Source organism: Streptococcus oralis SK610, from assembly GCF_000257455.1.
GTDB lineage: Bacteria > Bacillota > Bacilli > Lactobacillales > Streptococcaceae > Streptococcus > Streptococcus oralis_CB.
Genome location: NZ_AJKQ01000013.1, coordinates 1 through 25,852 on the forward strand (window position 1 = coordinate 1; position 25,852 = coordinate 25,852).

Sequence of the window (25,852 nt, forward strand, 5' to 3'; positions counted from 1 at the left end):
GGCTTTCAAGATAGCATCCTTGCCAATCACTTCTTTAGCTGCTTTAATCGCTGCTTCCTTATCAGTGATAGTGGCATCTTTGTTGATGTCGTCAATGGTTGATTTTTCAATTTTTTCTAAGGTAGCGATTAAATCTGATCGAACTTTGGCTGCTTCTTCTGCTGCTTCCTTGTCCGCTGCAGCCAGTTTTGCTTGGTCTTGACTTGAGAAATCTTCTTGGCTCGTCGCTTCGGCTGGTGTTACTTGTTCACTATCTTCTGCCAAGAAATCATCTAACAAATCTGACGCTTCGATGTCACCTTCTTCGATAGCTTTCAAGATGCCGTCCTTGCCAATCACTTCTTTAGCTGCCTTGATCGCTGCTTCCTTATCAGTGATAGTGGCATCTTTGTTGATGTCGTCGATTGTCTCTCTTTCAATTTTTTCTAGGGTAGCGATTAAATCTGAGCGAACTTTAGCTGCATCAACCTGAGCCTCTTTATCAGCTTCGTCTAACTTAGCTTGGTCTTCATCTGTGAATTCTGATACAGCTTCAGCTACTGTTTTGTGCTCGCTTGTATCTGCTGGCCAGTCTACAATAACATCACCAATCTCCAAATCCTCATCTGCGATAGCCTTTAAAAGATCTTCTTTACCAATCTCTTCTTTGGCTTCTTTGATAGCCGCTTCTTTATTGGTGATTGAAGCGTCTTTTTTAATATCTTCAATTACAGCATTTTCAAGAGATTCTAGAGCTTGAACCAGAGCATCCGTCGCTTGAGAAACTTGTTCTTTGGCATCTTTTTCAGCCTGGTCTAGTAGAGCCTTCTCCTCAGTAGATAATTTTTTATTAGTTTGAACTTCAGGACCTGTTACCACAGCCTTATCTTCTGCACCTTCTGGCAATTCAGCGATGATATTATCTAGGCTGAGCTCTCCAGACTCAAGAGTGTCTGAAATATACATCTTACCGATATATTCCTTCACAGCTTCAGTTGCAGCCTCTTTGTCCTCAATTGCTTCCTTATCCTCAATATCACTAATAGCCTGTTCCTCAAGTTCATCCAAAGCCTTCATCAACTCTTCTTTGGTCATCTTAGCTGGATTTGTCGCACCAGGATTAGCTGGACTAGCGTTTTCTGATCCCTTTTCAGTTTGAGCACCGCTCTCCCCTTCTGTTCCAGCTTGTGGTTGTGCAGGAACAACTGCCTGCTCTTCTGCTTTCCCTTCATCTGCCTTAACTACTGAAGGCTGTGAAACGAGTACACTAGCACCCAATACAGCTGCACTTGCTAAACTTGTTAAAATAACTTTCTTCTTGTCCATTAGACAAAGCCCCTTTTATAGTTTTTAATGTTATTATATTATACTATTTAAAGAACGTCAACTAATTCGATATCCATTTTAAAATTTTATGAACAAGAAGAAAGCTTGTATGATGTTTAAGAAACACTTCCTATCCTTACCCCATCACTGTCTAGTCTGTAGCCATCAATAATCGTATTAACAGCTAAGGCTCCCGAAGCATCAACATAGTAATGTTTACCCGAGGCTTGGAACCATTGACTAGCTTTCATCCGGCCAGATTCCTCTAAGTAATACCAAGTTCCCTTGTCTTTAAGCCATCCCGTCTGCATCTCACCCGAAGCCTTTAGATAATACCAGTGAGAGCCATCCTTAACCCAGCCAGTTGACATGGCCCCATTTTCTTTTAAATGATACCAATTGCCATTAACTTTTTTCCATCCTGTTGCTAGCTTACCATTCTCTCGGTAATACCAACTCCCTCCTTCTTTTTTCCAGCCTTTCTCTGTATTGCTTAACTTTGTATACTGCACATATCTTCTAGCACCACTGTAGGATAGATAACCGAGCCACTTATAACCATCCTTTTCAAGAACTTGATCATAACTCACACTCTCACCAGCATAATAGTAGTCAATAACCTGTCCTGTACTTGACGGTTGGTCCATAATCGGCGATTTCTCCGTGAATACTATTGTCCCACTAGACGGAAGCTCTGAGCTATGAGCATTCTCACCCGCACTATGGCTAGCAGATAAATCCCTAAAATGAATAAAACCTGTCATCGAACTAGCCTTGACTTTTCGACGATTATACTTTTCTCGAACCCCATAGTTATACTCTTCGATTTCAATCGTATCCCCCGACACATTTGATACCCAGGCCACGTGCCCATAATATCCTTCTGTCGACCAAGCAATAGCCCCAACTTCTGGCTTAGTATCCACACGGTAGCCTTCTCGCCTTGCACGATGTCCCCATTCATTCGCATTTCCGTAGGCAGGAGGAATCTCAAAGCCATTTACACTACTCAAACGAAAGGCCGCAAAAGAGGTACACTGGCGAGAATACATCCGCCACTGATCGATTTCAACACTACCATTTTTGTAGTGAAGCGGATAGTCATCTCCACGCGCTACACTGTCGGCCTGAACTGATTCTCCACCAAACAAAAAGGTACTCGTAACGAACAAAGTAGCCAGCCCTACACTCAACTGAGTACATCTACTCTTCTTAACTCCTGATTTTAAAAACGTCATTCATTCTCCTTAATAATATAAATTTTCGAGGTTACCCTCGTTTATACTATTCGGGAGAAAAAGAAAAAAGTGAGCAAAGCTCACTTCATTTTAGGATTCTTAGTCTAGATAGCGAATCAAGTTCTTTTCTGTCAAGATATCTGAGTAGGTGAAGGATTCAACGTAGACATTGGCTTGTTTGTCTCCTTCAACATCCCCAAATTCAACGATAAATAGAGATGGATAAACCTCAATTAGCTTACCCAATCGATTTTTTTGGCGCTTACGGCCATTCTCCAAAGTCATTTCAACGACTTGTCCCTCATGCGCCTTGATCTCTTCTTTGATTTTTTTCATCTTGGCTACATCTGTAAATGCATCTGACATCTTATGCCTCCCTCTTTGAGATACTTGAAAATTTATTGTATTCTTTTTGGAAAATCAATTCCACCGTACCACGAGCTCCACTACGGTTTTTCTCGATGATAACCTCTACCTTGTTATTTGGAATTCCTTCCTCTTCTTCACCCGCACGATCATAGTAGTCGTCACGGTATAGAAAGGCTACGATATCCGCATCCTGCTCGATAGAACCCGATTCACGAATATCAGACAAGACTGGTCTCTTATCCTGACGCTGTTCCACTCCACGAGATAACTGACTAAGAGCAATGACTGGAACTTTTAGCTCCTTAGCTAGAATTTTCAACTGACGAGAAATTTCAGAGACTTCTTGTTGGCGGTTTTCACGACCAGTTCCTGTGATAAGCTGTAGGTAGTCAATCAAAATCAAACCAAGATTTCCAGTTTCTTGAGCCAGTTTGCGTGAGCGCGAACGAATTTCCGTGATCCGAATCCCTGGTGTATCATCGATATAGATACTAGCGTTGGCTAGATTCCCTTGAGCAATGGTATACTTTTGCCACTCCTCATCAGTCAATTGACCCGTACGAATAGAATGAGACTCCACCAAACCTTCTGCTGCCAACATACGGTCTACTAGGCTTTCTGCACCCATTTCCAGTGAAAAAATAGCTACAGTCTTATCCAACTTGGTCCCGATGTTCTGAGCAATATTTAAGGCAAAGGCTGTCTTACCAACCGCTGGACGTGCCGCTAGGATAATCAACTCCTCCTCATGGAGACCTGTCGTCATATGGTCCAAATCACGGTAACCCGTTGCAATACCAGTGATGTCCGTTGTTTGTTGTGACCGAACTTCTAGGTTTCCAAAGTTGATATTTAGAATATCTCGGATGTTCTTGAACCCACTACGATTGGCGTTTTCACTGACATCAATGAGTCCCTTTTCTGCTTGAGCAATGATTTCATCTGCAGGCTTAGAAGCTTCATAGGCTTGGTTGACAGACTCTGTCAACTTGGAAATCAAGCGACGAAGCATAGCCTTTTCGGCTACAATTTTAGCATAATACTCCGCATTAGCTGAAGTTGGTACAGAGTTGACGATTTCAACAAGGTAAGACAAGCCACCAATATTTTGCAGATCTCCTTGGCTATCCAAAATCGTCCGAACTGTCGTCGCATCAATTGCTTCTCCACGATCCGACAAATCTACCATCGCTTGGAAAATCAACCGATGAGCATACTTAAAGAAGTCACGAGAATCAATGTATTCTCGGACAAAAACGAGCTTACTCTCATCTATAAAAATAGCCCCCAGAACAGATTGTTCTGCCAAAATATCCTGAGGTTGAACTCGCAGTTCCTCTACTTCTGCCATCCGACTTTCCTTCCTTTTACAATCTTGTCAAGAAGTTGTAAACTTAACCTTCTTTTACACGAAGATTGATGACACTTGTAACATCTTGATAGATTTTTACTGGTACATCAATCAAACCTACTGCTCGAATTGGTGCTTGCACTTGAATATTGCGTTTGTCAATCTTGATACCAAATTGCTTTTGCAATTCTTCTGCAATCTTCTTGTTGGTGATGGAGCCAAATGTACGACCATCTGGCCCAACCTTTTCAACAAACTCTACAACAGTTTCTTCTGCTTCAAGCTTAGCCTTGATGGCTTTTGCTTCAGCAATCATCTCTGCATGAGCTTTTTCTTCAGATTTTTGTTTTCCACGCAACTCACCCACTGCTTGAGCAGTCGCTTCCTTGGCCAAATTCTTTTTAATCAGGAAGTTTTGAGCGTAGCCAGTTGGCACTTCCTTGATTTCGCCTTTTTTCCCTTTTCCTTTGACATCTGCTAAAAAGATTACTTTCATTCTTCTTTCTCCTTTTCCTTTTGTTCATCCAAGACAAGTTGAGTCAATTTCTCTCCTGTTTCTGACAAACTCATATCCTCGATTTGCGCAGCTGCTAGATTAAAGTGGCCTCCACCACCCAGCTCTTCCATAATGCGTTGCACATTGATTTTACTACGGCTTCGAGCCGAGATAGAGATAAATCCTTGTGTATTTTTTGCTAGAACGAAGCTGGCTTCAATGCCAGACATAGCTAACATAGCATCGGCAGCCTTACTGATAACAACTGTGTCATAAGACATTGAGTCCTTAGCTTGGGCAATCAAGATATCTGAACCTAGCTTATGACCTTGTAAAATGAGTTCATTTACCTCACGGTACTCTTCAAAATCTGTCGCAGCAATCTCCTGGATTGCAATACTGTCACTTCCCCGTGTTCTCAGATAACTAGCCACATCAAAGGTTCGACTCGTCACGCGAGATGTGAAATTCTTGGTATCCAGCATCATACCAGCCATCAAAACACTGGCCTGCATACGACTCAAACGATTCTTCTTAGAATTTTGGAATTGAATCAATTCTGTGACCAACTCACTCGCACTACTTGCCCCACTTTCAATATAAGTGATAACGGCATTCTCAGGGAAATCCTGATCACGTCGATGATGGTCAATAACAATAGTTTGAGTGAACAAATCATAAAAATCTTTTGACAAGGTCAAAGCCGTCTTGGAATGATCCACCAGAATCAATAATGAACGGTTTGTAACTAGCTTCATCGCATCTGTAAGAGATAAAAGTTTCGTGACATCTTCCTTCTTCAAGAAATGGATAGCACGTTCAATATCTGCTGGCATCTGGTCTGCATCATAGACAGCATAACTGTTCTCAATAATATTACTTGCAAACAACTGCATACCGACAGCAGAGCCCAAAGCATCCATATCTAGATTTTTATGACCGACTACAAAAACTTGGTCAACACTTCGAATCTTATCAGAAATGGCTGTCATCATAGCTCTCGTACGTGTACGAGTACGTTTGATAGATGCAGCAGTTCCTCCACCGAAGTAGACTGGATTCTTGGTTTCGTTATTTTCCTTGACCACCACCTGGTCACCACCGCGAACTTCTGCTAAGTTCAAGTTGAGCAAGGCAATTTTCCCTATCTCTTCATGATTTCCATCACCATAAGAAAATCCCATACTTAAGGTTAGGGCTAGCTGCCTCTGCTTTGATTCTTCTCGGAAAGTATCAATAACAGAGAATTTATCATTCATCAATTCCTCTAGTACCGTGTAATCTGTGAATACATAAAAACGATCCATCCCCACACGGCGAGAAAACATAGCATACTTACTAGCAAATTCTGAAACAAAATTAGCTACAAAGCTATTGATATGGCTGATATCAGAGTCAGACGTCGCATCCTCCAAATCATCATAGTTATCTACCGAGATGACTCCAATGACTGGACGGCTAGTTACCAATTCAACAGTTGCTTCATATTCCCCAGAAACATCAAAGAAATACAGAACACCCGAAGCCTTGTCCATATGAACAGCATACCGTGTTTCGCCCAAGGTAGCATACGAACCTGGATTCCCAACAGAAGCCTTGATGATGGTTTGAATTAACTCAACATCAATTCCGCCTTCTTCAGTAGTCAAAATCAGCTCAGCATAGGGATTAAACCATTCCACTTCTCCACTTGATAAGTCTAATTTCAGGACTCCCACCGGCATTTGATCAAGCAAAGTACTCAAGCTATTTTCAGCTTGGTGATTTACATATTGGATTTGTTCAATTTCGCTCTTTTCATACTGTTTTTTTTGCCATACAAATAAAAGCAGATAAAGCAGTACAAATAAAAACAAAACAGTGATTGTTACAGCAAGATTATGTGAAAAAATAATCAGCAAAGTTAAGATTCCGAAAGTTGCAAGTCCTAGCCAGACTGCAGAAAACGGGATTAAATTATTTTTTTTCATTCTAAACCTCTTGCGCATTATTATATCACAAAAACCCTTAAAAAGCGACCTTTTAAAAGATGCAAGCCCTTCTTTCATGATTGATTTCTTCTAACCTCAGACACAAAAAGAGGAGAGAATCATCACCCTCCTACCTACGTGTTCAGATTACTAACACCTATCGTTCCACGATAAGAGCAGTCCCCATCCCTCCTCCGATACAGAGAGTTGCTAACCCTGTTTTAGCATCACGTTTCATCATCTCATGTACCAGTGTCACTAGGATTCGGCAACCGGAAGCCCCAATTGGGTGACCAAGAGCAATGGCGCCACCATTGACATTGACAATATCTGTGTTAAAGCCAAGTGTTTTCCCAACTGCACAAGCCTGGGCAGCAAAGGCTTCATTTGACTCAATCAAGTCGAGATCCTCAACTGTCAATTTGCCTTTTTCAAGAGCCTTGCGAGTCGCATAAATCGGTCCACATCCCATCATCTTAGGATCCAAACCTGCACTTGCATACGAACGAATACGGGCAATGACTGGAAGTCCCAATTCTTCAGCTTTTTCAGCACTCATCATCAAGACAGCTGCTGCCCCGTCATTGATTCCTGAAGCATTTCCCGCTGTGACAGAACCGTCTTTTTTGAAAACAGGACCTAGCTTAGACAAGCTCTCCAAGCTAGCATCTTTTCTAGGATATTCATCTGTATCAAAAACGATAGGATCGCCTTTGCGTTGAGGAATGACAACTGGCACAATCTCTTCTTTAAAGCGGCCAGATTCTATAGCCGCCACTGCTCGTTTTTGTGACTCTAAAGCAAGAGCATCTTGTTCTTCTCGACTGACACCATATTCTTCGGCCACATTCTCAGCTGTAATTCCCATATGGTATTCGTTAAAGGCATCAGACAAACCATCCTTAAGCATGGTATCTACCACTTTTGAATCGCCCATACGGCCACCCCAACGGAAACTTGGCAAAACGTATGGCGCCTGACTCATGTTTTCTGCACCACCAGCTACAATAATATCTGCATCGCCACATCGAATCGCTTGAGCAGCCAACTGCACTGCCTTCAAACCGGAACCACAAACCTTATTGATGGTAAAGGCTGGTGTAAACTCAGAAAGTCCAGCATGAATGCTCATTTGGCGGGCTACATTTTGTCCTAAACCAGCGCCTAGGACATTCCCCATAATCACTTCGTCTACCTGCTCTGGTTTGACATTGGCTTTTTCCAAAGCTCTCTTTATAACCAAAGCTCCCAAATCAACTGCTGAAACATTCTTCAAACTTCCTCCAAAGGAGCCTATTGGAGTTCGCACTGCTGAAACAATCACCACGTCTTTCATAACTGCCCCCATTTATACCTTTTATAATAACGCAATACAAAAGTGGTTTACACTGGTGTAAACCACTTTAAAAATTCTATTTTATGATTCTTTCACTTCTAACAAGCCAACTTCACCATCTTCACGGCGATACAAAACATTAGTTGTTTGATCTTCTACATCTACATAGATAAAGAAATCATGCCCCAATAAATCCATTTGAAGAAGGGCTTCTTCTAAATCCATTGGCTTCAAATCAATTTGTTTTGAACGAACGACTTTTGGTTGCACAACATTTGCATCTTCAACTAGAGCATCTGTAAAGAGTTGACTTGTCGCAACTTTATTTTTATTCTTACGTTCGATTTTAGTTTTATTTTTACGAATCTGACGTTCAATTTTATCTGTTACAAGATCGATAGAGCCATACATATCTTGAGAAATATCTTCAGCACGAAGAGTGATAGATCCAAGCGGAATTGTTACTTCAACCTTTGCTGTTTTTTCACGATAAACTTTCAAGTTCACACGTGCATCCAACTCCTGATCAGGTTGAAAATACTTTTCGATCTTTTCGAGTTTAGAAACTACATAATCACGAATTGCTTCTGTTACTTCTAGGTTTTCACCACGGATACTATATTTAATCATATAAGTACCTTCTTTCTAAACATTTTTGTTTTTCTAACTATATTATAACGCTTTCATTTTCATTTTGCAAATTTTTTCCTCATCTTACAAGGGAAAAAGTTTTAACATCCAAAGCACCTGCTTCTTCCAAAAGTCGTTTCACACGATTCACAGTTGCCCCTGTTGTATAGATGTCATCAATCAGCAAAATTTTCTTAGGAAGTGAGATTCCATCTTTAATAAAAAATGGAATTTCAGTAGCTAACCTTTCCAAACGGCTTTTAGAAGAACTAGCACTCTCTTCTCTTTTTCCTAATATATCTTTAAAGGAAAAGCCTGCTGCCTCAACCAAACCTTCAACCTGGTTAAATCCCCTCTCAATCAATCTTCCAGGACTTAGGGGAATGACAACAAATTGATAACCTCTATACTTTTTCAGCTCCTCAGCAAGAACGGAAGCAAAAACTTTTCTAAGCAAAAAATCACCATCAAACTTATATCGACTGAAAAAGTCTTTCATAGCTTGATTATAGGTAAAAATCGCCTTATGATCAACCCGAACTCCTTCTTTACACCAAAATTTACAATCTTGACACTGAGTTGACAAGCCTATTTTCATACAATTTGGGCAACAATTCTCACCAATCTTCTCAAAACTAGAAACACAAGCTGAACAAAGATAGCTGCTGTCATCCTTCAAAAGGAAGAGACTACTAAAAGCTAACTCACCCTTTGTAGTCTGGCCACATAGTAAACAATTCATAATCCCGCCTCCTTGTTCATCTGCTTGATTTCCTTGATTGCTTTCTTGATGGAAGCATTTAGTCCATCATGAAAAAAGAGCAACTCACCAGTTGGTCTGTCCATACTACGCCCGACTCGACCACCAATCTGAATCAAACTAGACTTGGTAAAGAGTCGATGATTAGCTTCTACTACGAAAACATCCACACAAGGGAAGGTAACCCCACGTTCCAATATTGTCGTACTGATCAGTATTGTTAGTTCTCCATCTCGAAAAGCTTGCACCTGCTCTAATCGGTCTTCTGTCACAGAAGACACAAAGCCGATATTCTCATTCGGGTACTGATCTTGCAAGATTTCTTTTAGTTTTTCGCCTTTCTTAATCTCTGATGCAAAAATAAGCAATGGATAACCTGATCTTCTCTGTTTCTCAATATAGGTCTTTAATTTTGATGACAATTGATTATTTTCTAAATGACGATTGAAATCTGATAACCAGACAGGTTTAGGAATAATCAAAGGATTTCCATGAAACCGTCTCGGCAAGCTTAATCGTTTTAATTCTCCTGTGCGAACCTTCCTATCTAACTCATCTGTAGAAGTTGCTGTAAGAAATATCCTTAATCCATCCTCCTTTACACTGTTCTTTACAGCATAGTAAAGCATAGAGTTGTCAACATAAGGAAAGGCATCTACCTCATCCACTATCAACAAATCAAAAGCATGATAAAATTTTAATAACTGATGAGTTGTTGCAACTACTAAGGGAGTTCGAAAATAGGGCTCTGATTCGCCATGGAGTAGCGCTATATCGCAAGCAAAGTCATTCTGCAGTCGCTTATACAGTTCCAAACACACATCAATTCGAGGACTTACCAAACAAACTGCACCACCATCATCAATCACTTTCGCAACAACTTGATAAATCATCTCTGTCTTTCCAGCTCCTGTCACAGCATGAACTAAAGTCGGTTCTTTCTTTTCGACTGCTCGAATCAACCCCTCTGATACCTTCTCCTGAAAAGGGGTTAACTGACCACACCATTTGAGAACATCTTGCTTAGGAAAATCTTCCTGCGGAAAATAGTATAAAGCTTGATCACTCCTGACTCGCTTCATCAGCAAACACTTCCTGCAATAGTAGGCGCTAATAGGCAAATACCATTCTTCTAGAATCAAACTATTACAACGTTGACAAAACAGTTTCCCTTTCTCTTTTCTCATTGCTGGAAGTTTTTCAGCCATCTGACGTTCTTCTTCAGTTAATTCTTTCTCAGTAAACAAGCGACCGAGATAATTTGGATTTACTTTCATACTTTAATATTCGCAAAAATCTAGCGATTTAGGTTTTTTTTTAGTACAATTAAATCATGGAATTTAGAACAATTAAAGAGGATGGGCAGGTCCAAGAAGAAATCAAAAAATCTCGCTTTATCTGTCATGTCAAGCGTGTTTATAGTGAAGAGGAGGCCCGTGACTTTATCACTACCATCAAAAAAGAACACTACAAAGCCACCCATAACTGCTCTGCTTTTATTATTGGAGAACGCAGTGAAATCAAGCGTACGAGTGATGATGGTGAGCCTAGTGGTACTGCTGGAGTTCCTATGCTTGGCGTCTTAGAAAATCATAATCTTACAAATATCTGCGTAGTAGTTACTCGTTACTTTGGTGGAATTAAGTTAGGCGCTGGAGGTTTGATTCGTGCTTACGCAGGAAGTGTAGCCTTGGCTGTCAAAGAAATAGGCATTATTGAAATCAAAGAGCAAGCTGGCATAGCCATTCAGATGTCTTACGCTCAGTATCAAGAATATAGCAATTTTCTTAGAGAACATAAACTCACGGAAATCGAGACAAACTTTACAGATCAAATCGATACCATAATTTATGTTGATAAGGAAGAGAAAGAAAATATCAAGTCTGTTCTTGTAGAGTTTTTTAATGGAAAGGTTACTTTAACGGATCAAGATTTACGAGAAGTTGAAGTTCCTGTAAACTTAGTGTAAACAAAGGAGAAATACATGGCGTTTGGAAAATTTATTCAAGGACTTGCTGGAAATTTTAGCGAGCAAAACAAAGAAGTTCTTATCAAAGAATATGGTCAATACCTACTAGAGAATGAAGAAATCCAAAGTGGATATAAGCTCATTCGTGACGCAATCATCTTTACAAATATTCGTATCATCTTTACAGATAAGCAAGGCGCTACTGGTCGCAAGATGTCTGTTAAGTCACTCTTTTTGATGAACATTGTCAACGTTGAAATGGAAACTGCAGGAGCAGGTATAGACGATAGTGAGATTACGATCACTTATTTAGAGAATGTCTTTCTAAAAGCACATAATGAACATTTTAGTTACCACAAATTTGAATTTCCTAAGAAAACGGATATTCTTCCCCTTTACACCTATTTACTAGAACTTGCTTATCACAATCGATTGAAAATTAATGGCTTAGACCTTTGATATAAAAAAATCCTATCGCTTCGATAGGATTTCTATATTTTACAAATAGCCTAGAGCACGTTATACTAGTATCATCTTATACAAAGAGGTATATCTATGACTATCTACAATAATATTACTGAACTAATCGGACAAACACCAATTGTTAAACTCAACAATATCGTTCCAGAGGGTGCTGCAGACGTCTATGTTAAACTAGAGGCCTTTAACCCAGGATCTTCAGTCAAAGACCGTATTGCCCTTAGCATGATTGAAAAGGCTGAGCAGGATGGCATTCTAAAACCCGGTGCTACTATTGTTGAAGCAACAAGTGGAAATACTGGAATCGGTCTTTCATGGGTTGGTGCTGCTAAAGGATATAAAGTTGTTATCGTCATGCCAGAAACGATGAGTGTGGAACGACGTAAGATTATCCAAGCCTATGGCGCTGAACTCGTACTTACACCTGGTAGCGAAGGTATGAAAGGTGCTATTGCCAAAGCCCAAGAAATCGCAGCTGAGCGCGATGGTTTCCTTCCTCTACAGTTTAACAATCCAGCTAATCCAGAAGTACACGAAAGAACAACAGGAGCTGAAATACTGGCTGCTTTCGGTTCTGATGGTTTAGATGCTTTTGTGGGTGGTGTTGGTACTGGTGGAACGATCTCAGGTGTCTCTCACGCTCTTAAAGCAGCAAATTCAAACATTCAAGTTTATGCAGTTGAGGCAGACGAGTCAGCTATCTTGTCTGGTGAAAAACCAGGACCCCACAAAATTCAAGGCATCTCAGCTGGATTTATTCCTGAGACACTTGATACAAAGGCCTATGATGGTATCGTCCGCGTAACGTCAGATGATGCTTTAGCACTTGGCCGTGAAATTGGTGGAAAAGAAGGCTTCCTTGTTGGGATTTCTTCAGCTGCAGCGATTTACGGGGCAATTGAGGTTGCCAAGAAATTAGGTACAGGTAAGAAAGTCCTTGCTTTAGCACCAGATAACGGCGAACGTTATTTGTCTACAGCACTCTATGAATTTGAAGTGTAGCCTCCTAAATGCACTTAGCCCTTATTAAAGGGCTTTTTTTATATACTCATATAGAGTCTATTCTCTAGACAAAAAGAAAAAGGAAGCAAATTGCTTCCTTTTCTATTAGTTATTCAAGGCTGCTGCCATTGTAGCTGCAACTTCTGCTTCAAAGTCGTTTGCAGCTTTCTCGATACCTTCACCAACTTCAAAGCGAGCGAACTCAACTACTGAAGCATTTACTGATTCAATGTAAGCTTCAACTGTCTTGCTGTCATCCATGATGTATACTTGTGCAAGAAGTGTGTATGCTTGGTCAACTTTAGTGTTGTCAAGCATGAAGCGGTCCATTTTACCTGGAATGATTTTGTCCCAGATTTTTTCTGGTTTTCCTTCTGCAGCCAACTCAGCTTTGATGTCAGCTTCAGCTTGAGCAATCACTTCATCAGTCAATTGTGCTTTTGATCCATACTTCAAGTGTGGAAGGGCTGGTTTACCAACCATTGCACGGCTTTCGTTATCTTGGTCAATTACGTGATTCAATTGTGCCAACTCATCTTTAACGAATTGCTCATCCAATTCTTTGTAAGAAAGAACTGTTGGTTTCATCGCAGCAATGTGCATTGAGATTTGTTTAGCAAGCGCTTCGTCTCCACCTTCAATAACAGAGATAACACCGATACGACCACCATTGTGTTGGTATGCTCCAAAGTGTTGTGCATCTGTTTTTTCAAGCAAAGCAAAACGACGGAATGAGATTTTTTCACCGATTGTAGCTGTTGCAGATACATATGCAGCTTCAAGAGTTTCACCTGAAGGCATTGTCAAAGCAAGAGCTTCTTCATTGTTAGCTGGTTTTCCTTCAGCAATTACTTTAGCTGTTGCGTTTACCAAGTCAACGAATTGAGCGTTTTTCGCAACGAAGTCAGTTTCAGCATTTACTTCAACTACTGCTGCAACGTTACCGTTAACAAATACACCAGTCAAACCTTCTGCAGCAACACGGTCAGCTTTCTTAGCTGCCTTCGCCATACCTTTTTCGCGAAGCAATTCGATCGCTTTTTCGATATCACCATCTGTTTCTACAAGCGCTTTTTTAGCGTCCATAACACCGGCACCAGATTTTTCACGCAACTCTTTTACAAGTTTAGCTGTAATTTCTGCCATTTTGATTCTCCTATATTTTTTAAAAATAGGAGAGCTGGGCTAGGCCCCGCCCTCCTAGGTAATTACTATTTATATGAATTAAGCGTTGTCGCCTTCTACAACTTCAACGATTTCTTCGATTGAGTCAGCTTGAGCTTCTGAAGCTGCAAATTCAGCTTCAACTGCTGTTGCGTCCTCACCTTGACGTCCTTCGATGATAGCGTCAGCCAATTTAGCTGTGATCAATTTAACAGCGCGGATAGCGTCATCGTTAGCTGGGATGATTACATCGATATCGTCTGGATCAGTGTTTGTGTCAACCATCGCTACAACTGGGATACCCAATTTTTTAGCTTCTTTAACAGCGATTTGTTCTTTATGTGGGTCAACTACGTACATTACATCAGGGATACGAGGCATGTCTTCGATACCACCCAAGAATTTTTCAAGACGTGCACGTTGTTTGTTAAGAAGTGCAACTTCTTTCTTAGGAAGAACGTCGAAGATTCCTTCTTCTTCCATACGTTTGATTTCTTTCAAACGAGCAATACGTTTTTGGATAGTTCCCCAGTTAGTAAGAGTTCCACCCAACCAACGGTGGTTGATGTAGTATTGACCTGAACGTTCTGCTTCTTCTTTAACAGCGTCAGCAGCTTGTTTTTTAGTACCAACAAACAATACAACTGCATCGTTAGCTGCTGCATCACGCATAAAGTCGTATGCTTGGTCAGCGTATTTTACAGTTTGTTGCAAGTCGATAACGTGGATTCCGTTACGCTCAGTGAAGATGTACTTAGCCATCTTAGGGTTCCAGCGACGAGTTTGGTGACCAAAGTGTACACCAGCCTCAAGAAGTTGTTTCATTGAAATTACTGCCATGAGTATTTCTCCTTTTTGTTTTTTTCCTCTCCTCGACTTCAACTTGCAAAACGACCCGAGGGCAACAGTTTCACAATTCATCAAGAATGAGTATTATCGTTTACACGACAAGTTTTATTTTACCACATCATAGCCATATTTTCAAGTAGTTTTAATGGATTTCGGCCTTGCTTTCGATAGAAAATAATAAAAGAGACTCAATCGAGCCTCTTCGTTTCATTCATTAGTTTGGATAGATATAAGTAACGTAACCTTCAGAAGTTGTAGTTGGGTTGAACCATCCACGTTTGTTACCGATTGTACGATCTCCACCATAGTTTGATTCTGATACTTGAATGCTAGTTGATGATGAAACTGCTGTAACAACCGCTACGTGTCCATATCCACCGTCATTCCAACATGCAATCGCTCCAACTTGTGGAGTTGATCCAGTACGGAATCCTGCAGCTGCTGCACTTGTAGCCCACTGCGCTCCGTTACCCCAGTAATCTCCAGCCCAAGGTGCCAATGTTTTAGCTCCCCAAGTACATTCTCCAGTTGGATAACTTGAAGCATTTGTACTGTATGTTGGACGCTGTCTAGTTGGAGTTGGAGCAGGTGCTGGAGTGTAGCTTGAATCATCATCTGATGAAGAGCTTGAAGTTGCTTGCACTTGATCTGAAAGTGTTGTATTTCCAGAAGCAACAACTGATTGTTGTTGGCTTGTTTGACGTGCTTTATAAGCCGCCTCTGCTTCTGCTGCTGCTTTTGCTTCTGCCTCTGCTGCTGCTTTTTGTTCCAACAAAGTAGCTTTATCACTTTCTGCAGTAGCTTTCTCTGCAGCAAGGTTCAACTCAGCAACTTTCAACTCTGCTTGTTTTGTTGTCAATGCTTGTGCATCGTCAGCAAGCGTTTGTTGGTTCGCAATGACAGTGTTGATTGCTTCATTATTTGCAACCTGTTTTTCAGCAATAGATTTCTTATCAGCTTTCTGTTGTTCCAACATTTTATTGTTAGCTGATACGATCTCGCTCATTGCTGCAACACGTGAAATAGCTTCTGTAATTGATTTTGAGTTTACAATTGTATTGATGTAGCTAGTTGCAGCACCGTTTGTTTGTGCGCTACGTGCTTGTTTCTCCAAAGATTCATTACGAGCAACAATGTTCTTAGAAAGCTCTGTAATTTCTCCTTCAAGTTTTTTAGATTCAGCTTGTAGAGTTTCGTTCTCAGCTTCCAAGTTCGTTTGTTGAGTTTGGATAGCTGTAACTTGCGTTTGGATTTCATCTACTTGTTTTTGAGCTTCTTTTTGTTGAGATGTCAAATTACTAATCTTACTATCTTGAGCAGCAATCTTTTCATCAGTTGTTTCAGCGTGGACAGTTGTCAATACCGCCGCTTGAGACACTAATACTGTACTTAATAAAAGTGACGCTAAGATTTTTTTCTTCATATTGTGTAGATACTCCTTCTATTTAAGACATTACTAGTATACCAAAAAAAGACATAATAAATATTACGCCTTTGTTACATTTTTATTTCTTTCTTATAGATAACATTTTTCAAAAATATATTGGAAAATAAGCATCCATAAAAAGTTTAAAATCATTGATGGGACAAGACTATAGACGATGAAAACTGGCATCGATTCTACTGTCAATCCCATAGCAAGGGCAAGGAGATAGCTCCCCATATCAAATAGGAAACTCATCACAACTATTGTTAACATTCTTGTCCAACGGTTCATCAAAATTACACTATTAAACTTATGGAGCGAAGCACCTATCAAGATAAATAGAAGTGTTGCAATTCCTATCAAGTGGAAAAAATAGATATCGTACACTAAACCCACTATACCGCAATAAGCTAGATAGAGATATTCTGAAACCTCAATTGTCTCAAACAAGAGAAATAAAAACAGAAAATGACTTGCTAAATGAAAGTGAGGGAAGAAGGATCCCGCTAATTGTCCAATATGTGCATCAATTAGTACGACAAAAGGGAGTAAAAAGAAAATACCAATTTGTTTTAACAGTCTCATTGCTAATTCCCCACTAACTCTACCACATGAAGATTTTTGGTGTCAGCACTTAACTTGACTGTTACTTCCTTTGTTAGATAATCACTGCTGTGTGTTGTAGCAACAACCTCTCCAACAGGGATATCCTTAACATTAAAGTTTCCGAGCCCCCCTGTAGTCACCTTGTCTCCCGCGCTAATGTCGCTGTTGCTGTTTAATTGGCTAATTTTAAGCAGTTCAGATTCCTTATCATAACCAACGATAATCCCGTAAATTTCAGTAGAACCATGCAGGATTTTAACAGAAATTTTGTCTGAATTTTCGGTGTTTGTCAATAGATTGACCGTTGTTGAATGATCCTCCACCTTTGAAACACTACCAATCAAACCCCCGTTTGCAATGGCCAACATATTTTCAGAAGCTCCTTTTGAACTTCCCGCATCAATTGTTAACTCTTGTTTCCAAGATACTGGAGCTCGCATAATCACATCTGCTGCAATGGTTTTTGTAGCCTGCAATTTTGACTTCATATCCAGCAACTGACGTAATTGTTCATTTTCATTTTTTAAACTTTCTGATTGATTAGACTCCACCTCTAGTTGATAGAGCTGTTTCTTTAGACTCTCATTTTCATTGTAAGTCTGCGTCAAATGTCCCAAATCCGATTTGAAAGTATCAAACCACTGAAAGGGTTTTTGAACAATTCTATCCACTAAGGAAATCCCATCTCCTAGTTTCGTCACAATAGCGCTTGAATAGGTTGTCACTAATAGAACAGAAACTGCCAGAACTGTGACAAAAACGATGATTAGATATTTTGATTTTTTAAAACGGTTCATATTCCTACCTTTATACTAAAAACCTGCTACTGTGAGCTTCTTATCAATCCTACAAACCTGCTAAGATTTTAAGAAAAATAAGAAACATCCCAGTACCAAAATCACAAGAATTGCCAGTGTATCCTTTTGACTCCATTTCAACTGTCTATACTGACTTCTACCCTTTCCTCCCTGATAACCACGCGCTTCCATGGCTATTGCCAATGAATCTGCACGCTTTAAGCTAGTCGCAAAAAGAGGAATTAAAATTGGAATCATAGCCTTTACTTTTTGAACGATGCTGCCTTCGCCAAAGTCAACTCCACGAGCTTTTTGAGCATTCATAATTCTCGTTGTGTCATCCATCAAGGTTGGAACAAAACGCAAACTCATTGATAGCATGAGACCAATTTCATGAACGGGAACTTTCACGCGTTTCAGCGGTGCTAAAAGAGCTTCAACTGCGGCTGCCAGACTCAAAGGCATGGTCGTTAAGGTTAGCAAGGTTGAAAAGAAAATAATCAACACAAAACGACAGAAAATGATTCCTGCTTGTTGCAAAGCATAATCCGTTATTCTTAAAAAAGAAAACTCAAATAGGACATTTCCACTTGAAATGAAAAAGAGCTGAAAAAGAGTCGTAAAAGCAATCAAGAAGAACATGGATTTTAATCCCTGAACGAAAAATGAGAGGGAAACGCCTGACAAAGCGATAAATATACCTGTCGCTACAAACAGAACGAGATTGGTGAGAGGATTATTGGCCCAAAATACAATCAAAATCAGCAGAATCATGGCAAGCAATTTACTACGTGGATCCAAGCGATGAATAATGGAATCCCCTGGTATATAGCGCCCTAAAATCATACTATCCATTTAGCGACTCCTTAAACTCCTCTATCTTGATTGGCAGTTTTTTAAAATCTACACCCCTATCTGCCAAACGTTTACAAAATGCTGTGATTTTAGGCACACCTAACTGCACCTTTTCCATAGAGGCTACATCTTGGAAAACTTCGCTCGGTTTACCACTTTTGACCAAACGCCCCTTTTCCATAACATAGACCTGATCAGCATATGCAGCTACGTCATCCATCAAATGTGTTACCAGGACGATTGTCATTCCAGCAAGGTGAAGTTTTTTAAACAGGGTCATCAGTTCTTTTCTGCCCAGAGGATCTAGTCCAGCTGTAGGCTCATCCAAAACCAAGACAGTTGGCTCCATGGCTAGCATACCTGCTATAGCCACACGTCTCATCTGACCACCCGAAAGTTCAAAAGGACTGCGCTCAAAGAGTGACTCATCGATGCCTACCAAGGCTAACTTTTCACGCGCAATTTTCTTGGCCTCTTCCTCAGAAACTCCAAAATTTTGCGGTCCAAATGCAACATCTTTCAAAACAGTCTCTTCGAAAATCTGATTTTCAGCAAATTGAAACACTAGACCAACCTGCTTTCGAATCTGACGAATTTCTTTGTTGGTTGATGTAGGTGTAATGACGGTATCAAAAACTCGAACAGAACCCTTACTTGGTACCAATAGGCCATTTAAAAGCTGTAAAATCGTTGATTTCCCACTACCTGTATGCCCTACCAAAGCTGTATAGGAACCATCCTCAATCGTCAAAGAAACATCAGTCAAGGCTGATGAAGATAGGGGAGTTCCCTCTTGATAGGTAAAGCTCACATTTTCTAGAGTAATTCCCATAACTTGTCCTCTAGCTCTCCTTCTGTCAAATAGCCATCCGGCAACTGATAACCAGTCTCTCTCAAAGATTCTCTCAATTGATTAGTAAAAGGCTCATCCAACCCTATCTGGTCAAGATCATCCCGAGAAAAAAGTTCTCTTGGGCTGCTGGTTGACTCCACTTGGCCTTTTTTCATGACCAAGACACGGTCACTCATCGCAACTTCTTCTAAGTCATGTGTAATGGAGACGACTGTCATCTGGTGATCTTTTCGAATCTCTTGAACTGTCTGAATCAGTTCTCTTCGTCCCTCGGGGTCCAACATACTTGTAGCCTCATCCAAAATCAAAATAGCTGGTCTCAGGGCAACAACTCCCGCAATAGCCACACGCTGTTTTTGTCCACCAGATAAACGAGCTGGTTCTCTCTTCTTAAAGTCTAGCATACCTACCAACTCCAAAGATTCAGCCACTCTCTTCTTCATTTCTTCACGAGGAAGTCCCTGGTTTTCTAAACCAAAGGCGACATCATCTTCAACAGTTGCCCCCACAAATTGGTTATCTGGATTTTGAAAAACCATACCAATTTGACGGCGTAAGTCCCAAACGTTCTCAGAGGACAGCAATTGGCCATCTATCCAGATTTCCCCAGACTCTGCTTCAAGCAAGCCATCAATCAAACGGATAGTTGTCGATTTTCCACTCCCATTATGACCTACAATCGAAAGCCATTCTCCCCGTTTCACGTGAAACGAGATATTATTAACGTCATAATGATCCTGGTCTTCCTTATAACGAAAAGACAGATTTTTTACTTCAATAATCGATTTCATTTCGAACCAAATGTCCCTTTGAATACATGAGCGCTACCCTTGAAATAATCATAACCAGAGTAGATAGTGAAAAACAAAGCGATATAAAGCAACAGCTGACCAATTAAATTCCAATGTAAGAGCAAAAAGATAATGGCAAACATCTGACTAAAGGTCTTGATTTTCCCTGGCATCGCTGCTGCTAGAACTGTCCCTCCCGTCTCAACAAGCAACAAACGTAAGCCTGTCACCGCAAGTTCACGACAAATGATAATAGCAACAACCCAAGCTGGAGCCATGCCTAACTCAATCAACATGATAAAAGCTGACATAACCAACAGCTTATCAGCCATCGGATCAGCAAACTTTCCAAAGTTGCTGACTACATTCCATTTACGAGCAAGATAGCCATCAAGATAATCCGTTATACTAGCAACTGCAAAGATGATCGCTGCTAGCAAATGACTTCCTTGTGAATGGCCCAAAGTCAAAATAAGAATAAAGAGAGGTATAAAGAGAATTCTACCAATAGTTAATACATTAGGAATTTGTTCTTTTTTCATTGATTTTTCCTTAATCTGTAGTAAATGTAAGTGTTACAGTTCCAGTCTGAGTTGTCAGCTTCGAAGTATCAATCGTTTGATTGTCCACAGTTACAGTAACTCCCTTCACTACACCTAAAGTAATGGTAACGGGATTCTTAGTTGAAACTGTTGTTTTTGCATTCTTATTGTCTGCGGATAGTGTCACACCACCCTCCAGCTCACTTCCTGAAACACTAACCCAACTAGCTTCATCTGAAACTGCCAATTGAACAGTAGCGGTTTCCTTACTCGTTTTATACCGAGCTTCAATGCGGTTTCCTTCACCTGACACTATAATAGTTGATTCCGTAGTAGAAGACGAGCTAGACGTCTGACTACTAGAAGATGAGCTAGAAGAGGTTGTTGAACTGGTTGAGCTCACAATACTATAATTAGCTGAAGAAGGACTTGGCTGAGTTTGGATGTAGTTCCAAACATAGTAAGTGACAAAAATTAAAATCGACAAAGCAAATAGAACGAAATAAAACAAGGGGAGATAAGACGTTTTTTTCTTATTTGATCGTCTGCGACCAGACAAGTCTTCTTCATCGACATCTACCTCTTCATAAGTGATCATACTACCTGAATCATAGGCATCTAATACAATTCTTTCATCTAACTCTACTGCCCAGGCATATTTTCTTAAAAAAGAACGAGCGTAGAAGGTACTAGGAAGTAAATCGAAATCATCTGACTCCATGGCTTCTAGAAAATGCAACTGAATTTCAGTTTTTTCCTGCAATTCTTCTAAACTCAATCCCTGGTTAATTCTGGCTAAACGTAGAACCTCGCCAATTGTTTTTTTTCTCATACGTACCATTCCTTCTTTCTAGTATTAGTCATCTTTTAAGCTGGAAAGATTGTAAAATCAACTAGATCACCATTATCAATCAAACGATGTCCAGCTTCTAGAACATCCTCCAAAGTAATTTCCTGTAAAATTTTCGGAAAATCAAAAATTGTTTCTCCGCGATCCATCGGATCGTATTGAGTTGCAATAAATTCCAAAGAGTTCATGCTACTGAAAAACTCCCCAAACATCTCACTCTTAACAAGATCTAAATGTTCCTCGGTAATATCCGCATCATTACTAAACTGACGAATCGCTTTACGAAATTGATGCGACAGAGAAACAGGCTCTTTGGTGTCCATTGTCAATATCACAAAATGAAAGCGACTGTTGACTTCAACCTCAAGTGACAATGACGCATCTAACTTCCCAGTCTCATATAACTTTTGAAAACGATCAGAAGTCCAACCAAACATCATCGTAAATAGTAATTTCAATAAAATATTGTAACGATAAGACTCAGCTTCTGTTATTTGCCCATTACCTCTAATCGCAACAGCAAGTTTGGGTGAAGAAACTTCCATCCGAAGACTATCTGTTTGCTTCACAGGCTGCAAGGGTAGTTTCTCTTTTGTAACTATAAACTGTTCTAAAGTCTTCTTTTCCTTTTTCGAAAAGTATTTCTCAACAACTTCCAAATCAATATTTCCAACTAAAAACAGTGACATGTTGACAGGTTTGTAAAACTCTGTAAAATTCTCTTTTAAATTCGAAACTTGAATCTCAGAAATTGATTTTTCACTTCCAACTATATCTGTCGCTAAAGGAGTATCAGGATAAAGGTTGGCTAATGTTGCAAAAAACAAGCGTGAGTCTGGATCGTCTTGATACATTTCTCGTTCTTGCTGGATAATAGCCTGTTCCCTCAAAACAGACTCTTCTGTAAAATGAACATCTCCGACTAACTCATCTAGCAAATCTAAATTCTCTAATAGATGGTCAATTGTTGAAAAAAGATAGCTGGTCTTAGTAAAGCTTGTAAAGGCATTACTGTCCGCACCTAATCGAGTAAACGTAGCCATTATATCCTCAGAATTTTCTCTTTCAAACAATTTATGTTCAAGAAAATGTGCAATTCCTGCTGGATGATGACGTAAACCTTTTCCCAAGCTTGTATAAGTTGCATCTACAGAACCAAATTGAACTGTTACAATCCCATAAACCTCATTGAAATCTTGTTTAGGAAGTAAAGAAACTGTCAATCCATTTGACAATTGTGCTTTGTAGACTGTTTCCTTTACAGCAGGATAGTATTTTTCTTCAAAAGTAACCTTTGTCATTCTACTCCTTCCATAAAGTAAATCGCTTGTAACTTCAAATTGTTGGCAGCTTTACAGACAGCTTCTTTACCAACATTCTCTAATTTTGCCACCAATCGATCAATGTCAAAGCTTGATTTTCCAAATAGAGCATTCAAATAGACTCTTTCAACTAAGGTCTGTTGATTATCTTGAGCCATCAACAAAGATCGTCGAATCATCTCCTTGGTTTGTTCAAGTTCAAAATCTGTAAAGTTACCCTTTTTCAGATCTAGCAATTGATGATTCATCAATTTTCTAGCCTGATTTCGATTTTCTCTATCAATACCCGCATACATCCTTAACAGACCACTAAACAAATCCAATTGACTCGAGACTGTATAGGCTATTCCAGCATTTTCACGAACGTTTGTAAAAAGTTTCGAATGTGCAAATTCACCCAACAAACCATTCATCACAAGCATGGGCAAATGCTCATCATCACCATATTTTACAGGAGAATGATAGCCTAATTCTAAAATAGATTGCCCAACATTCCTCTGAACCATTCCTTCTCGTAGAACATTCGAATAAGATTGATAGTACTGGATAGTGACGCCGTTCTCTCTAACTGTAAAGGGTAATGACTTCAACGATTCTGTAATTTCTACTTCATTAAAATCACCTAAGAAAAAGAAATCAATACGATCATTCTTCAGAGCATTTTGAAAGCACGTGTAGCTACTTTCCGGAGACTCATTTGAAATACTATTTCGTAAATCACTGTATCTCAATTGAAGACGCTCATCATGGAAGAACAAGCTATCCAACTCCTTATGAGCAAAATAAAACGAATCATCCATATCAGTAGCTAAACTAGCCAATAACTGTTTTCTTTCAATTTCAAATAGGGCTGGCTCAAAAGCACCATCTTGAACTAAGGGAGCAAATAAAGTCTGTTTCACTAATTCCAAAATTCGAGAAGTCAAGACATTCTTTTTACTTAGAAAATCATCCCTCACATAGGTAAACGTTAGGTCAAGAATATGTGCCTGTCCCCTACGATAAGCACTTGTGGAAATATCTGTTCCATATAAACTTGCCAAGTATCTGCGAAATGCTTGTGATGTGGGATAAGCTTGATTTGCCGTCTCCAACATACTTGCACTTAACATGCGTCCTGCTATTGTCTCAAGAGATAAGGGAGCAGTAAAACGAATAGTGATTTTATTTGTTTTAAACTTTTTGGATTGAACAAAATGTGCTGAAATTCCAGGCACTAATTCCATACCTTACCTCCTTACATATAGAGTTCTATTATACCACGAAAATCAAAATTTTTCTTGTTCTCTTTATAGCTTTAAAGAGTAAAACCGTTTTCATTTCAACTAACTTTCCTCCAGCTATTTCAAGGAAAATATGGTATAATACCAAAGATTGAGGTGAATTATGGAATACAAATTATTTGAAGAATTTATTACGCTCCAAGCCCTCCTAAAAGAGCTTGGGATTATACACAGCGGTGGTGCTATCAAATCCTTTTTAATAGAGCATCAAGTTTACTTTAATGGTGAGTTAGAAAGTAGACGTGGGAAAAAAATCCGTATTGGAGATACGATTGACATTCCTGATTTAAAGGTTGACATCACCTTGACACAACCAAGTTTAAAAGAGCAAGAAGAGTATCAAGTAGATAAGATTGAGAAAGAGCGAATTGCTAAACTTGTCAAAGAGATGAATAAAGGTGTCAAGAAAGAAAAACAAAAAACTTCTTCATCGCCTAAAACAAAACAAGTTCCACGTTTTCCAGGAAGATAACCATGTGGCTCCAACATTTAACAATTAAAACCTTTCGAAACTACAAAGAGGCAAAAATTGATTTCAATCCAAAATTAAATGTCTTTCTAGGTCAAAATGCACAAGGAAAAACCAATATTCTAGAAGCAATCTATTTCTTAGCCTTGACACGTAGTCATCGGACTCGTACAGATAAAAATCTCATTCATTTTGATAACGAGCAACTCCATCTTACTGGCTTGCTACAGAAGAAAACAAGCTCTATCCCTCTAGAAATTGATTTAACGCCAAAAGGGCGTGTGACTAAGGTCAATCACTTAAAACAAGCTCGCCTCTCAGACTACATCGGACATATGAATGTTGTCCTCTTCGCACCTGAAGATCTCCAGCTAATTAAGGGAGCACCTTCTGTCCGTCGAAAGTTTATAGACATCGAACTAGGACAAATTAAACCAATCTACTTGTCAGACTTGTCAAACTACAGCCATATACTCAAGCAAAGAAATACTTACCTAAAATCTAGCCAGAAGATTGACGAAACATTTCTGTCAGTCTTAGATGATCAATTAATAGATTATGGTTGTCGCGTTATAAAGCATCGGATAAAATTCATTAAAGACTTAGAGAAATTTGGCCAAAAAAAACACTTAGAAATTTCAAATAAATTAGAAGAACTGTCAATATCTTATCAATCATCTGTCAACTTCACTAATGAAGAACAGCTAACAAGTTCCTTTAAAATTGCTTTGGAGAAAAGCAGATCCAGAGATTTATTTAAAAAGAATACTGGAGTTGGCCCTCATCGAGATGATATTTCTTTTTATATCAATGGTATGGATGCTAGTTTTGGAAGCCAAGGTCAACATCGTAGCCTTGTTCTTTCTATAAAACTGGCGGAAATTGAGCTAATGGAAAGTATTACCAATGAGTCTCCGATACTACTGCTTGATGATGTTATGAGCGAACTCGACAATACACGGCAACTAAAATTACTAGAAACCATTTCTCAATCTATCCAAACCTTTATCACAACAACAAGTTTAGACCACTTGCAAAATTTACCAGAAAACCTTAGTATTTTCAATATTCAAAACGGTAAAATTTCTGTAAATCAAAATTGACAACTTTGTAAACAAAAAGAACTCCTGAAATTCAGG

General features: G+C 39.5%; 26 protein-coding genes and 1 pseudogene. 5 read left to right on the forward strand and 22 right to left on the reverse strand.

Features of this window, described 5'->3' with window-relative positions; all coding sequences use genetic code 11:
• The 10 genes and pseudogenes from HMPREF1115_RS06290 to HMPREF1115_RS06335 all read right to left on the reverse strand — a co-directional run.
• Window positions 1–1,305 (reverse strand): annotated as a pseudogene (locus HMPREF1115_RS06290) (SIALI-17 repeat-containing surface protein); the annotation flags it as partial.
• 116 nt (window positions 1,306–1,421) lie between these two features.
• Window positions 1,422–2,543 (reverse strand): CHAP domain-containing protein, encoded by a 1,122-nt coding sequence (locus HMPREF1115_RS06295; RefSeq protein ID WP_000143405.1) that lies wholly within the window; start codon window positions 2,541–2,543, stop codon window positions 1,422–1,424.
• Between the two features lie 99 nt (window positions 2,544–2,642).
• Entirely contained in the window at window positions 2,643–2,909 is a 267-nt protein-coding gene (locus HMPREF1115_RS06300; protein ID WP_001278165.1) for a Veg family protein, read from the reverse strand.
• A gap of 1 nt (window position 2,910) precedes the next feature.
• Window positions 2,911–4,263 carry a replicative DNA helicase gene (gene dnaB, locus HMPREF1115_RS06305; RefSeq protein ID WP_000852476.1) on the reverse strand — a complete coding sequence of 451 codons (1,353 nt, stop codon included), beginning with the start codon at window positions 4,261–4,263 and terminating at the stop codon, window positions 2,911–2,913.
• Between the two features lie 43 nt (window positions 4,264–4,306).
• Window positions 4,307–4,759: a 50S ribosomal protein L9 gene (rplI, locus tag HMPREF1115_RS06310; RefSeq protein WP_000864211.1), complete on the reverse strand. Its 453-nt coding sequence runs from the start codon at window positions 4,757–4,759 to the stop codon at window positions 4,307–4,309.
• Complete coding sequence (locus HMPREF1115_RS06315; RefSeq protein ID WP_000739985.1) at window positions 4,756–6,729, reverse strand: DHH family phosphoesterase; 1,974 nt, start codon at window positions 6,727–6,729, stop codon at window positions 4,756–4,758. Before HMPREF1115_RS06315 ends, rplI begins: the two co-directional genes overlap by 4 nt.
• A gap of 157 nt (window positions 6,730–6,886) precedes the next feature.
• On the reverse strand, window positions 6,887–8,065 hold the full coding sequence (locus HMPREF1115_RS06320; RefSeq protein WP_002882248.1) for an acetyl-CoA C-acetyltransferase: 1,179 nt from the start codon (window positions 8,063–8,065) through the stop codon (window positions 6,887–6,889).
• Between the two features lie 81 nt (window positions 8,066–8,146).
• Entirely contained in the window at window positions 8,147–8,695 is a 549-nt protein-coding gene (gene hpf, locus HMPREF1115_RS06325) for a ribosome hibernation-promoting factor, HPF/YfiA family (RefSeq protein WP_000599103.1), read from the reverse strand.
• A 79-nt stretch (window positions 8,696–8,774) separates the two neighbouring features.
• A complete protein-coding gene (locus tag HMPREF1115_RS06330) occupies window positions 8,775–9,437 on the reverse strand; it encodes a ComF family protein (protein WP_000995717.1) in 663 nt (220 codons plus the stop codon).
• Window positions 9,434–10,732 carry an ATP-dependent helicase ComFA gene (locus HMPREF1115_RS06335; protein ID WP_000867706.1) on the reverse strand — a complete coding sequence of 433 codons (1,299 nt, stop codon included), beginning with the start codon at window positions 10,730–10,732 and terminating at the stop codon, window positions 9,434–9,436. Before HMPREF1115_RS06335 ends, HMPREF1115_RS06330 begins: the two co-directional genes overlap by 4 nt.
• Window positions 10,733–10,788: 56 nt before the next feature.
• Here HMPREF1115_RS06335 and HMPREF1115_RS06340 point away from each other — a divergent pair, with 56 nt between their 5' ends.
• The 3 genes from HMPREF1115_RS06340 (at window position 10,789) to cysK (ending at window position 12,906) form a co-directional block, all read left to right on the forward strand.
• Window positions 10,789–11,424, forward strand: a complete 636-nt coding sequence (locus tag HMPREF1115_RS06340) for a YigZ family protein (protein ID WP_000395761.1) — start codon at window positions 10,789–10,791, stop codon at window positions 11,422–11,424.
• Between the two features lie 15 nt (window positions 11,425–11,439).
• Window positions 11,440–11,883 (forward strand): PH domain-containing protein, encoded by a 444-nt coding sequence (locus HMPREF1115_RS06345; protein WP_000863911.1) that lies wholly within the window; start codon window positions 11,440–11,442, stop codon window positions 11,881–11,883.
• Between the two features lie 96 nt (window positions 11,884–11,979).
• Window positions 11,980–12,906 carry a cysteine synthase A gene (gene cysK, locus HMPREF1115_RS06350; RefSeq protein ID WP_000158480.1) on the forward strand — a complete coding sequence of 309 codons (927 nt, stop codon included), beginning with the start codon at window positions 11,980–11,982 and terminating at the stop codon, window positions 12,904–12,906.
• A gap of 105 nt (window positions 12,907–13,011) precedes the next feature.
• On the opposite strand, the gene tsf is transcribed toward cysK, so the two are convergent.
• The 12 genes from tsf to yfmF form a co-directional block, all read right to left on the reverse strand.
• Window positions 13,012–14,052, reverse strand: a complete 1,041-nt coding sequence (gene tsf / locus HMPREF1115_RS06355; protein ID WP_000808058.1) for a translation elongation factor Ts — start codon at window positions 14,050–14,052, stop codon at window positions 13,012–13,014.
• 78 nt (window positions 14,053–14,130) lie between these two features.
• Window positions 14,131–14,910, reverse strand: coding sequence for a 30S ribosomal protein S2 (gene rpsB / locus HMPREF1115_RS06360; protein ID WP_000268477.1), 780 nt, complete (start codon window positions 14,908–14,910; stop codon window positions 14,131–14,133).
• Window positions 14,911–15,133: 223 nt separating this feature from the next.
• Window positions 15,134–16,342, reverse strand: coding sequence for a peptidoglycan hydrolase PcsB (pcsB, locus tag HMPREF1115_RS06365; RefSeq protein ID WP_000726991.1), 1,209 nt, complete (start codon window positions 16,340–16,342; stop codon window positions 15,134–15,136).
• 93 nt (window positions 16,343–16,435) lie between these two features.
• On the reverse strand, window positions 16,436–16,930 hold the full coding sequence (gene mreD, locus HMPREF1115_RS06370) for a rod shape-determining protein MreD (protein WP_001237916.1): 495 nt from the start codon (window positions 16,928–16,930) through the stop codon (window positions 16,436–16,438).
• A gap of 2 nt (window positions 16,931–16,932) precedes the next feature.
• Window positions 16,933–17,748 (reverse strand): rod shape-determining protein MreC, encoded by an 816-nt coding sequence (gene mreC, locus HMPREF1115_RS06375; RefSeq protein ID WP_001078971.1) that lies wholly within the window; start codon window positions 17,746–17,748, stop codon window positions 16,933–16,935.
• 60 nt (window positions 17,749–17,808) lie between these two features.
• The gene (locus tag HMPREF1115_RS06380; RefSeq protein ID WP_000377886.1) at window positions 17,809–18,603 is read right to left on the reverse strand and encodes an energy-coupling factor transporter transmembrane component T family protein; all 795 of its coding nucleotides are present in this window, start codon (window positions 18,601–18,603) and stop codon (window positions 17,809–17,811) included.
• Window positions 18,596–19,435, reverse strand: a complete 840-nt coding sequence (locus HMPREF1115_RS06385) for an energy-coupling factor transporter ATPase (protein WP_000513211.1) — start codon at window positions 19,433–19,435, stop codon at window positions 18,596–18,598. Before HMPREF1115_RS06385 ends, HMPREF1115_RS06380 begins: the two co-directional genes overlap by 8 nt.
• Window positions 19,420–20,247: an energy-coupling factor ABC transporter ATP-binding protein gene (locus HMPREF1115_RS06390; protein WP_000835739.1), complete on the reverse strand. Its 828-nt coding sequence runs from the start codon at window positions 20,245–20,247 to the stop codon at window positions 19,420–19,422. The genes HMPREF1115_RS06385 and HMPREF1115_RS06390 overlap by 16 nt, the downstream gene beginning before the upstream one ends.
• The gene (pgsA, locus tag HMPREF1115_RS06395) at window positions 20,244–20,789 is read right to left on the reverse strand and encodes a CDP-diacylglycerol--glycerol-3-phosphate 3-phosphatidyltransferase (RefSeq protein WP_000712149.1); all 546 of its coding nucleotides are present in this window, start codon (window positions 20,787–20,789) and stop codon (window positions 20,244–20,246) included. The genes HMPREF1115_RS06390 and pgsA overlap by 4 nt, the downstream gene beginning before the upstream one ends.
• A gap of 10 nt (window positions 20,790–20,799) precedes the next feature.
• A complete protein-coding gene (rodZ, locus tag HMPREF1115_RS06400) occupies window positions 20,800–21,621 on the reverse strand; it encodes a cytoskeleton protein RodZ (protein WP_001227979.1) in 822 nt (273 codons plus the stop codon).
• A gap of 35 nt (window positions 21,622–21,656) precedes the next feature.
• Window positions 21,657–22,940, reverse strand: a complete 1,284-nt coding sequence (gene yfmH / locus HMPREF1115_RS06405; protein ID WP_000170117.1) for an EF-P 5-aminopentanol modification-associated protein YfmH — start codon at window positions 22,938–22,940, stop codon at window positions 21,657–21,659.
• On the reverse strand, window positions 22,937–24,187 hold the full coding sequence (gene yfmF, locus HMPREF1115_RS06410; protein WP_000424567.1) for an EF-P 5-aminopentanol modification-associated protein YfmF: 1,251 nt from the start codon (window positions 24,185–24,187) through the stop codon (window positions 22,937–22,939). The genes yfmH and yfmF overlap by 4 nt, the downstream gene beginning before the upstream one ends.
• Before the next feature lie 160 nt (window positions 24,188–24,347).
• Here yfmF and yaaA point away from each other — a divergent pair, with 160 nt between their 5' ends.
• Complete coding sequence (yaaA, locus tag HMPREF1115_RS06415; RefSeq protein ID WP_000455872.1) at window positions 24,348–24,716, forward strand: S4 domain-containing protein YaaA; 369 nt, start codon at window positions 24,348–24,350, stop codon at window positions 24,714–24,716.
• A 2-nt stretch (window positions 24,717–24,718) separates the two neighbouring features.
• On the forward strand, window positions 24,719–25,816 hold the full coding sequence (gene recF, locus HMPREF1115_RS06420; protein WP_000266693.1) for a DNA replication/repair protein RecF: 1,098 nt from the start codon (window positions 24,719–24,721) through the stop codon (window positions 25,814–25,816).
• Window positions 25,817–25,852 lie beyond the last annotated feature (36 nt).

Bases quoted from the DNA above. Each gene is read 5' to 3' on its own strand.
- yfmF (WP_000424567.1), bottom strand. From the start codon at position 24,187: ATGGAATTAGTGCCTGGAATTTCAGCACATTTTGTTCAATCCAAAAAG.
- mreD (WP_001237916.1), bottom strand. From the start codon at position 16,930: ATGAGACTGTTAAAACAAATTGGTATTTTCTTTTTACTCCCTTTTGTC.
- HMPREF1115_RS06330 (WP_000995717.1), bottom strand. From the start codon at position 9,437: ATGAATTGTTTACTATGTGGCCAGACTACAAAGGGTGAGTTAGCTTTT.
- HMPREF1115_RS06300 (WP_001278165.1), bottom strand. From the start codon at position 2,909: ATGTCAGATGCATTTACAGATGTAGCCAAGATGAAAAAAATCAAAGAA.
- tsf (WP_000808058.1), bottom strand. From the start codon at position 14,052: ATGGCAGAAATTACAGCTAAACTTGTAAAAGAGTTGCGTGAAAAATCT.
- HMPREF1115_RS06295 (WP_000143405.1), bottom strand. From the start codon at position 2,543: ATGACGTTTTTAAAATCAGGAGTTAAGAAGAGTAGATGTACTCAGTTG.
- HMPREF1115_RS06345 (WP_000863911.1), top strand. From the start codon at position 11,440: ATGGCGTTTGGAAAATTTATTCAAGGACTTGCTGGAAATTTTAGCGAG.
- cysK (WP_000158480.1), top strand. From the start codon at position 11,980: ATGACTATCTACAATAATATTACTGAACTAATCGGACAAACACCAATT.
- HMPREF1115_RS06390 (WP_000835739.1), bottom strand. From the start codon at position 20,247: ATGAAATCGATTATTGAAGTAAAAAATCTGTCTTTTCGTTATAAGGAA.
- HMPREF1115_RS06315 (WP_000739985.1), bottom strand. From the start codon at position 6,729: ATGAAAAAAAATAATTTAATCCCGTTTTCTGCAGTCTGGCTAGGACTT.
- recF (WP_000266693.1), top strand. From the start codon at position 24,719: ATGTGGCTCCAACATTTAACAATTAAAACCTTTCGAAACTACAAAGAG.
- dnaB (WP_000852476.1), bottom strand. From the start codon at position 4,263: ATGGCAGAAGTAGAGGAACTGCGAGTTCAACCTCAGGATATTTTGGCA.
- pgsA (WP_000712149.1), bottom strand. From the start codon at position 20,789: ATGAAAAAAGAACAAATTCCTAATGTATTAACTATTGGTAGAATTCTC.
- HMPREF1115_RS06320 (WP_002882248.1), bottom strand. From the start codon at position 8,065: ATGAAAGACGTGGTGATTGTTTCAGCAGTGCGAACTCCAATAGGCTCC.
- hpf (WP_000599103.1), bottom strand. From the start codon at position 8,695: ATGATTAAATATAGTATCCGTGGTGAAAACCTAGAAGTAACAGAAGCA.
- yfmH (WP_000170117.1), bottom strand. From the start codon at position 22,940: ATGACAAAGGTTACTTTTGAAGAAAAATACTATCCTGCTGTAAAGGAA.
- HMPREF1115_RS06385 (WP_000513211.1), bottom strand. From the start codon at position 19,435: ATGGGAATTACTCTAGAAAATGTGAGCTTTACCTATCAAGAGGGAACT.
- HMPREF1115_RS06380 (WP_000377886.1), bottom strand. From the start codon at position 18,603: ATGGATAGTATGATTTTAGGGCGCTATATACCAGGGGATTCCATTATT.
- mreC (WP_001078971.1), bottom strand. From the start codon at position 17,748: ATGAACCGTTTTAAAAAATCAAAATATCTAATCATCGTTTTTGTCACA.
- HMPREF1115_RS06340 (WP_000395761.1), top strand. From the start codon at position 10,789: ATGGAATTTAGAACAATTAAAGAGGATGGGCAGGTCCAAGAAGAAATC.
- rpsB (WP_000268477.1), bottom strand. From the start codon at position 14,910: ATGGCAGTAATTTCAATGAAACAACTTCTTGAGGCTGGTGTACACTTT.
- HMPREF1115_RS06335 (WP_000867706.1), bottom strand. From the start codon at position 10,732: ATGAAAGTAAATCCAAATTATCTCGGTCGCTTGTTTACTGAGAAAGAA.
- rodZ (WP_001227979.1), bottom strand. From the start codon at position 21,621: ATGAGAAAAAAAACAATTGGCGAGGTTCTACGTTTAGCCAGAATTAAC.
- pcsB (WP_000726991.1), bottom strand. From the start codon at position 16,342: ATGAAGAAAAAAATCTTAGCGTCACTTTTATTAAGTACAGTATTAGTG.
- rplI (WP_000864211.1), bottom strand. From the start codon at position 4,759: ATGAAAGTAATCTTTTTAGCAGATGTCAAAGGAAAAGGGAAAAAAGGC.
- yaaA (WP_000455872.1), top strand. From the start codon at position 24,348: ATGGAATACAAATTATTTGAAGAATTTATTACGCTCCAAGCCCTCCTA.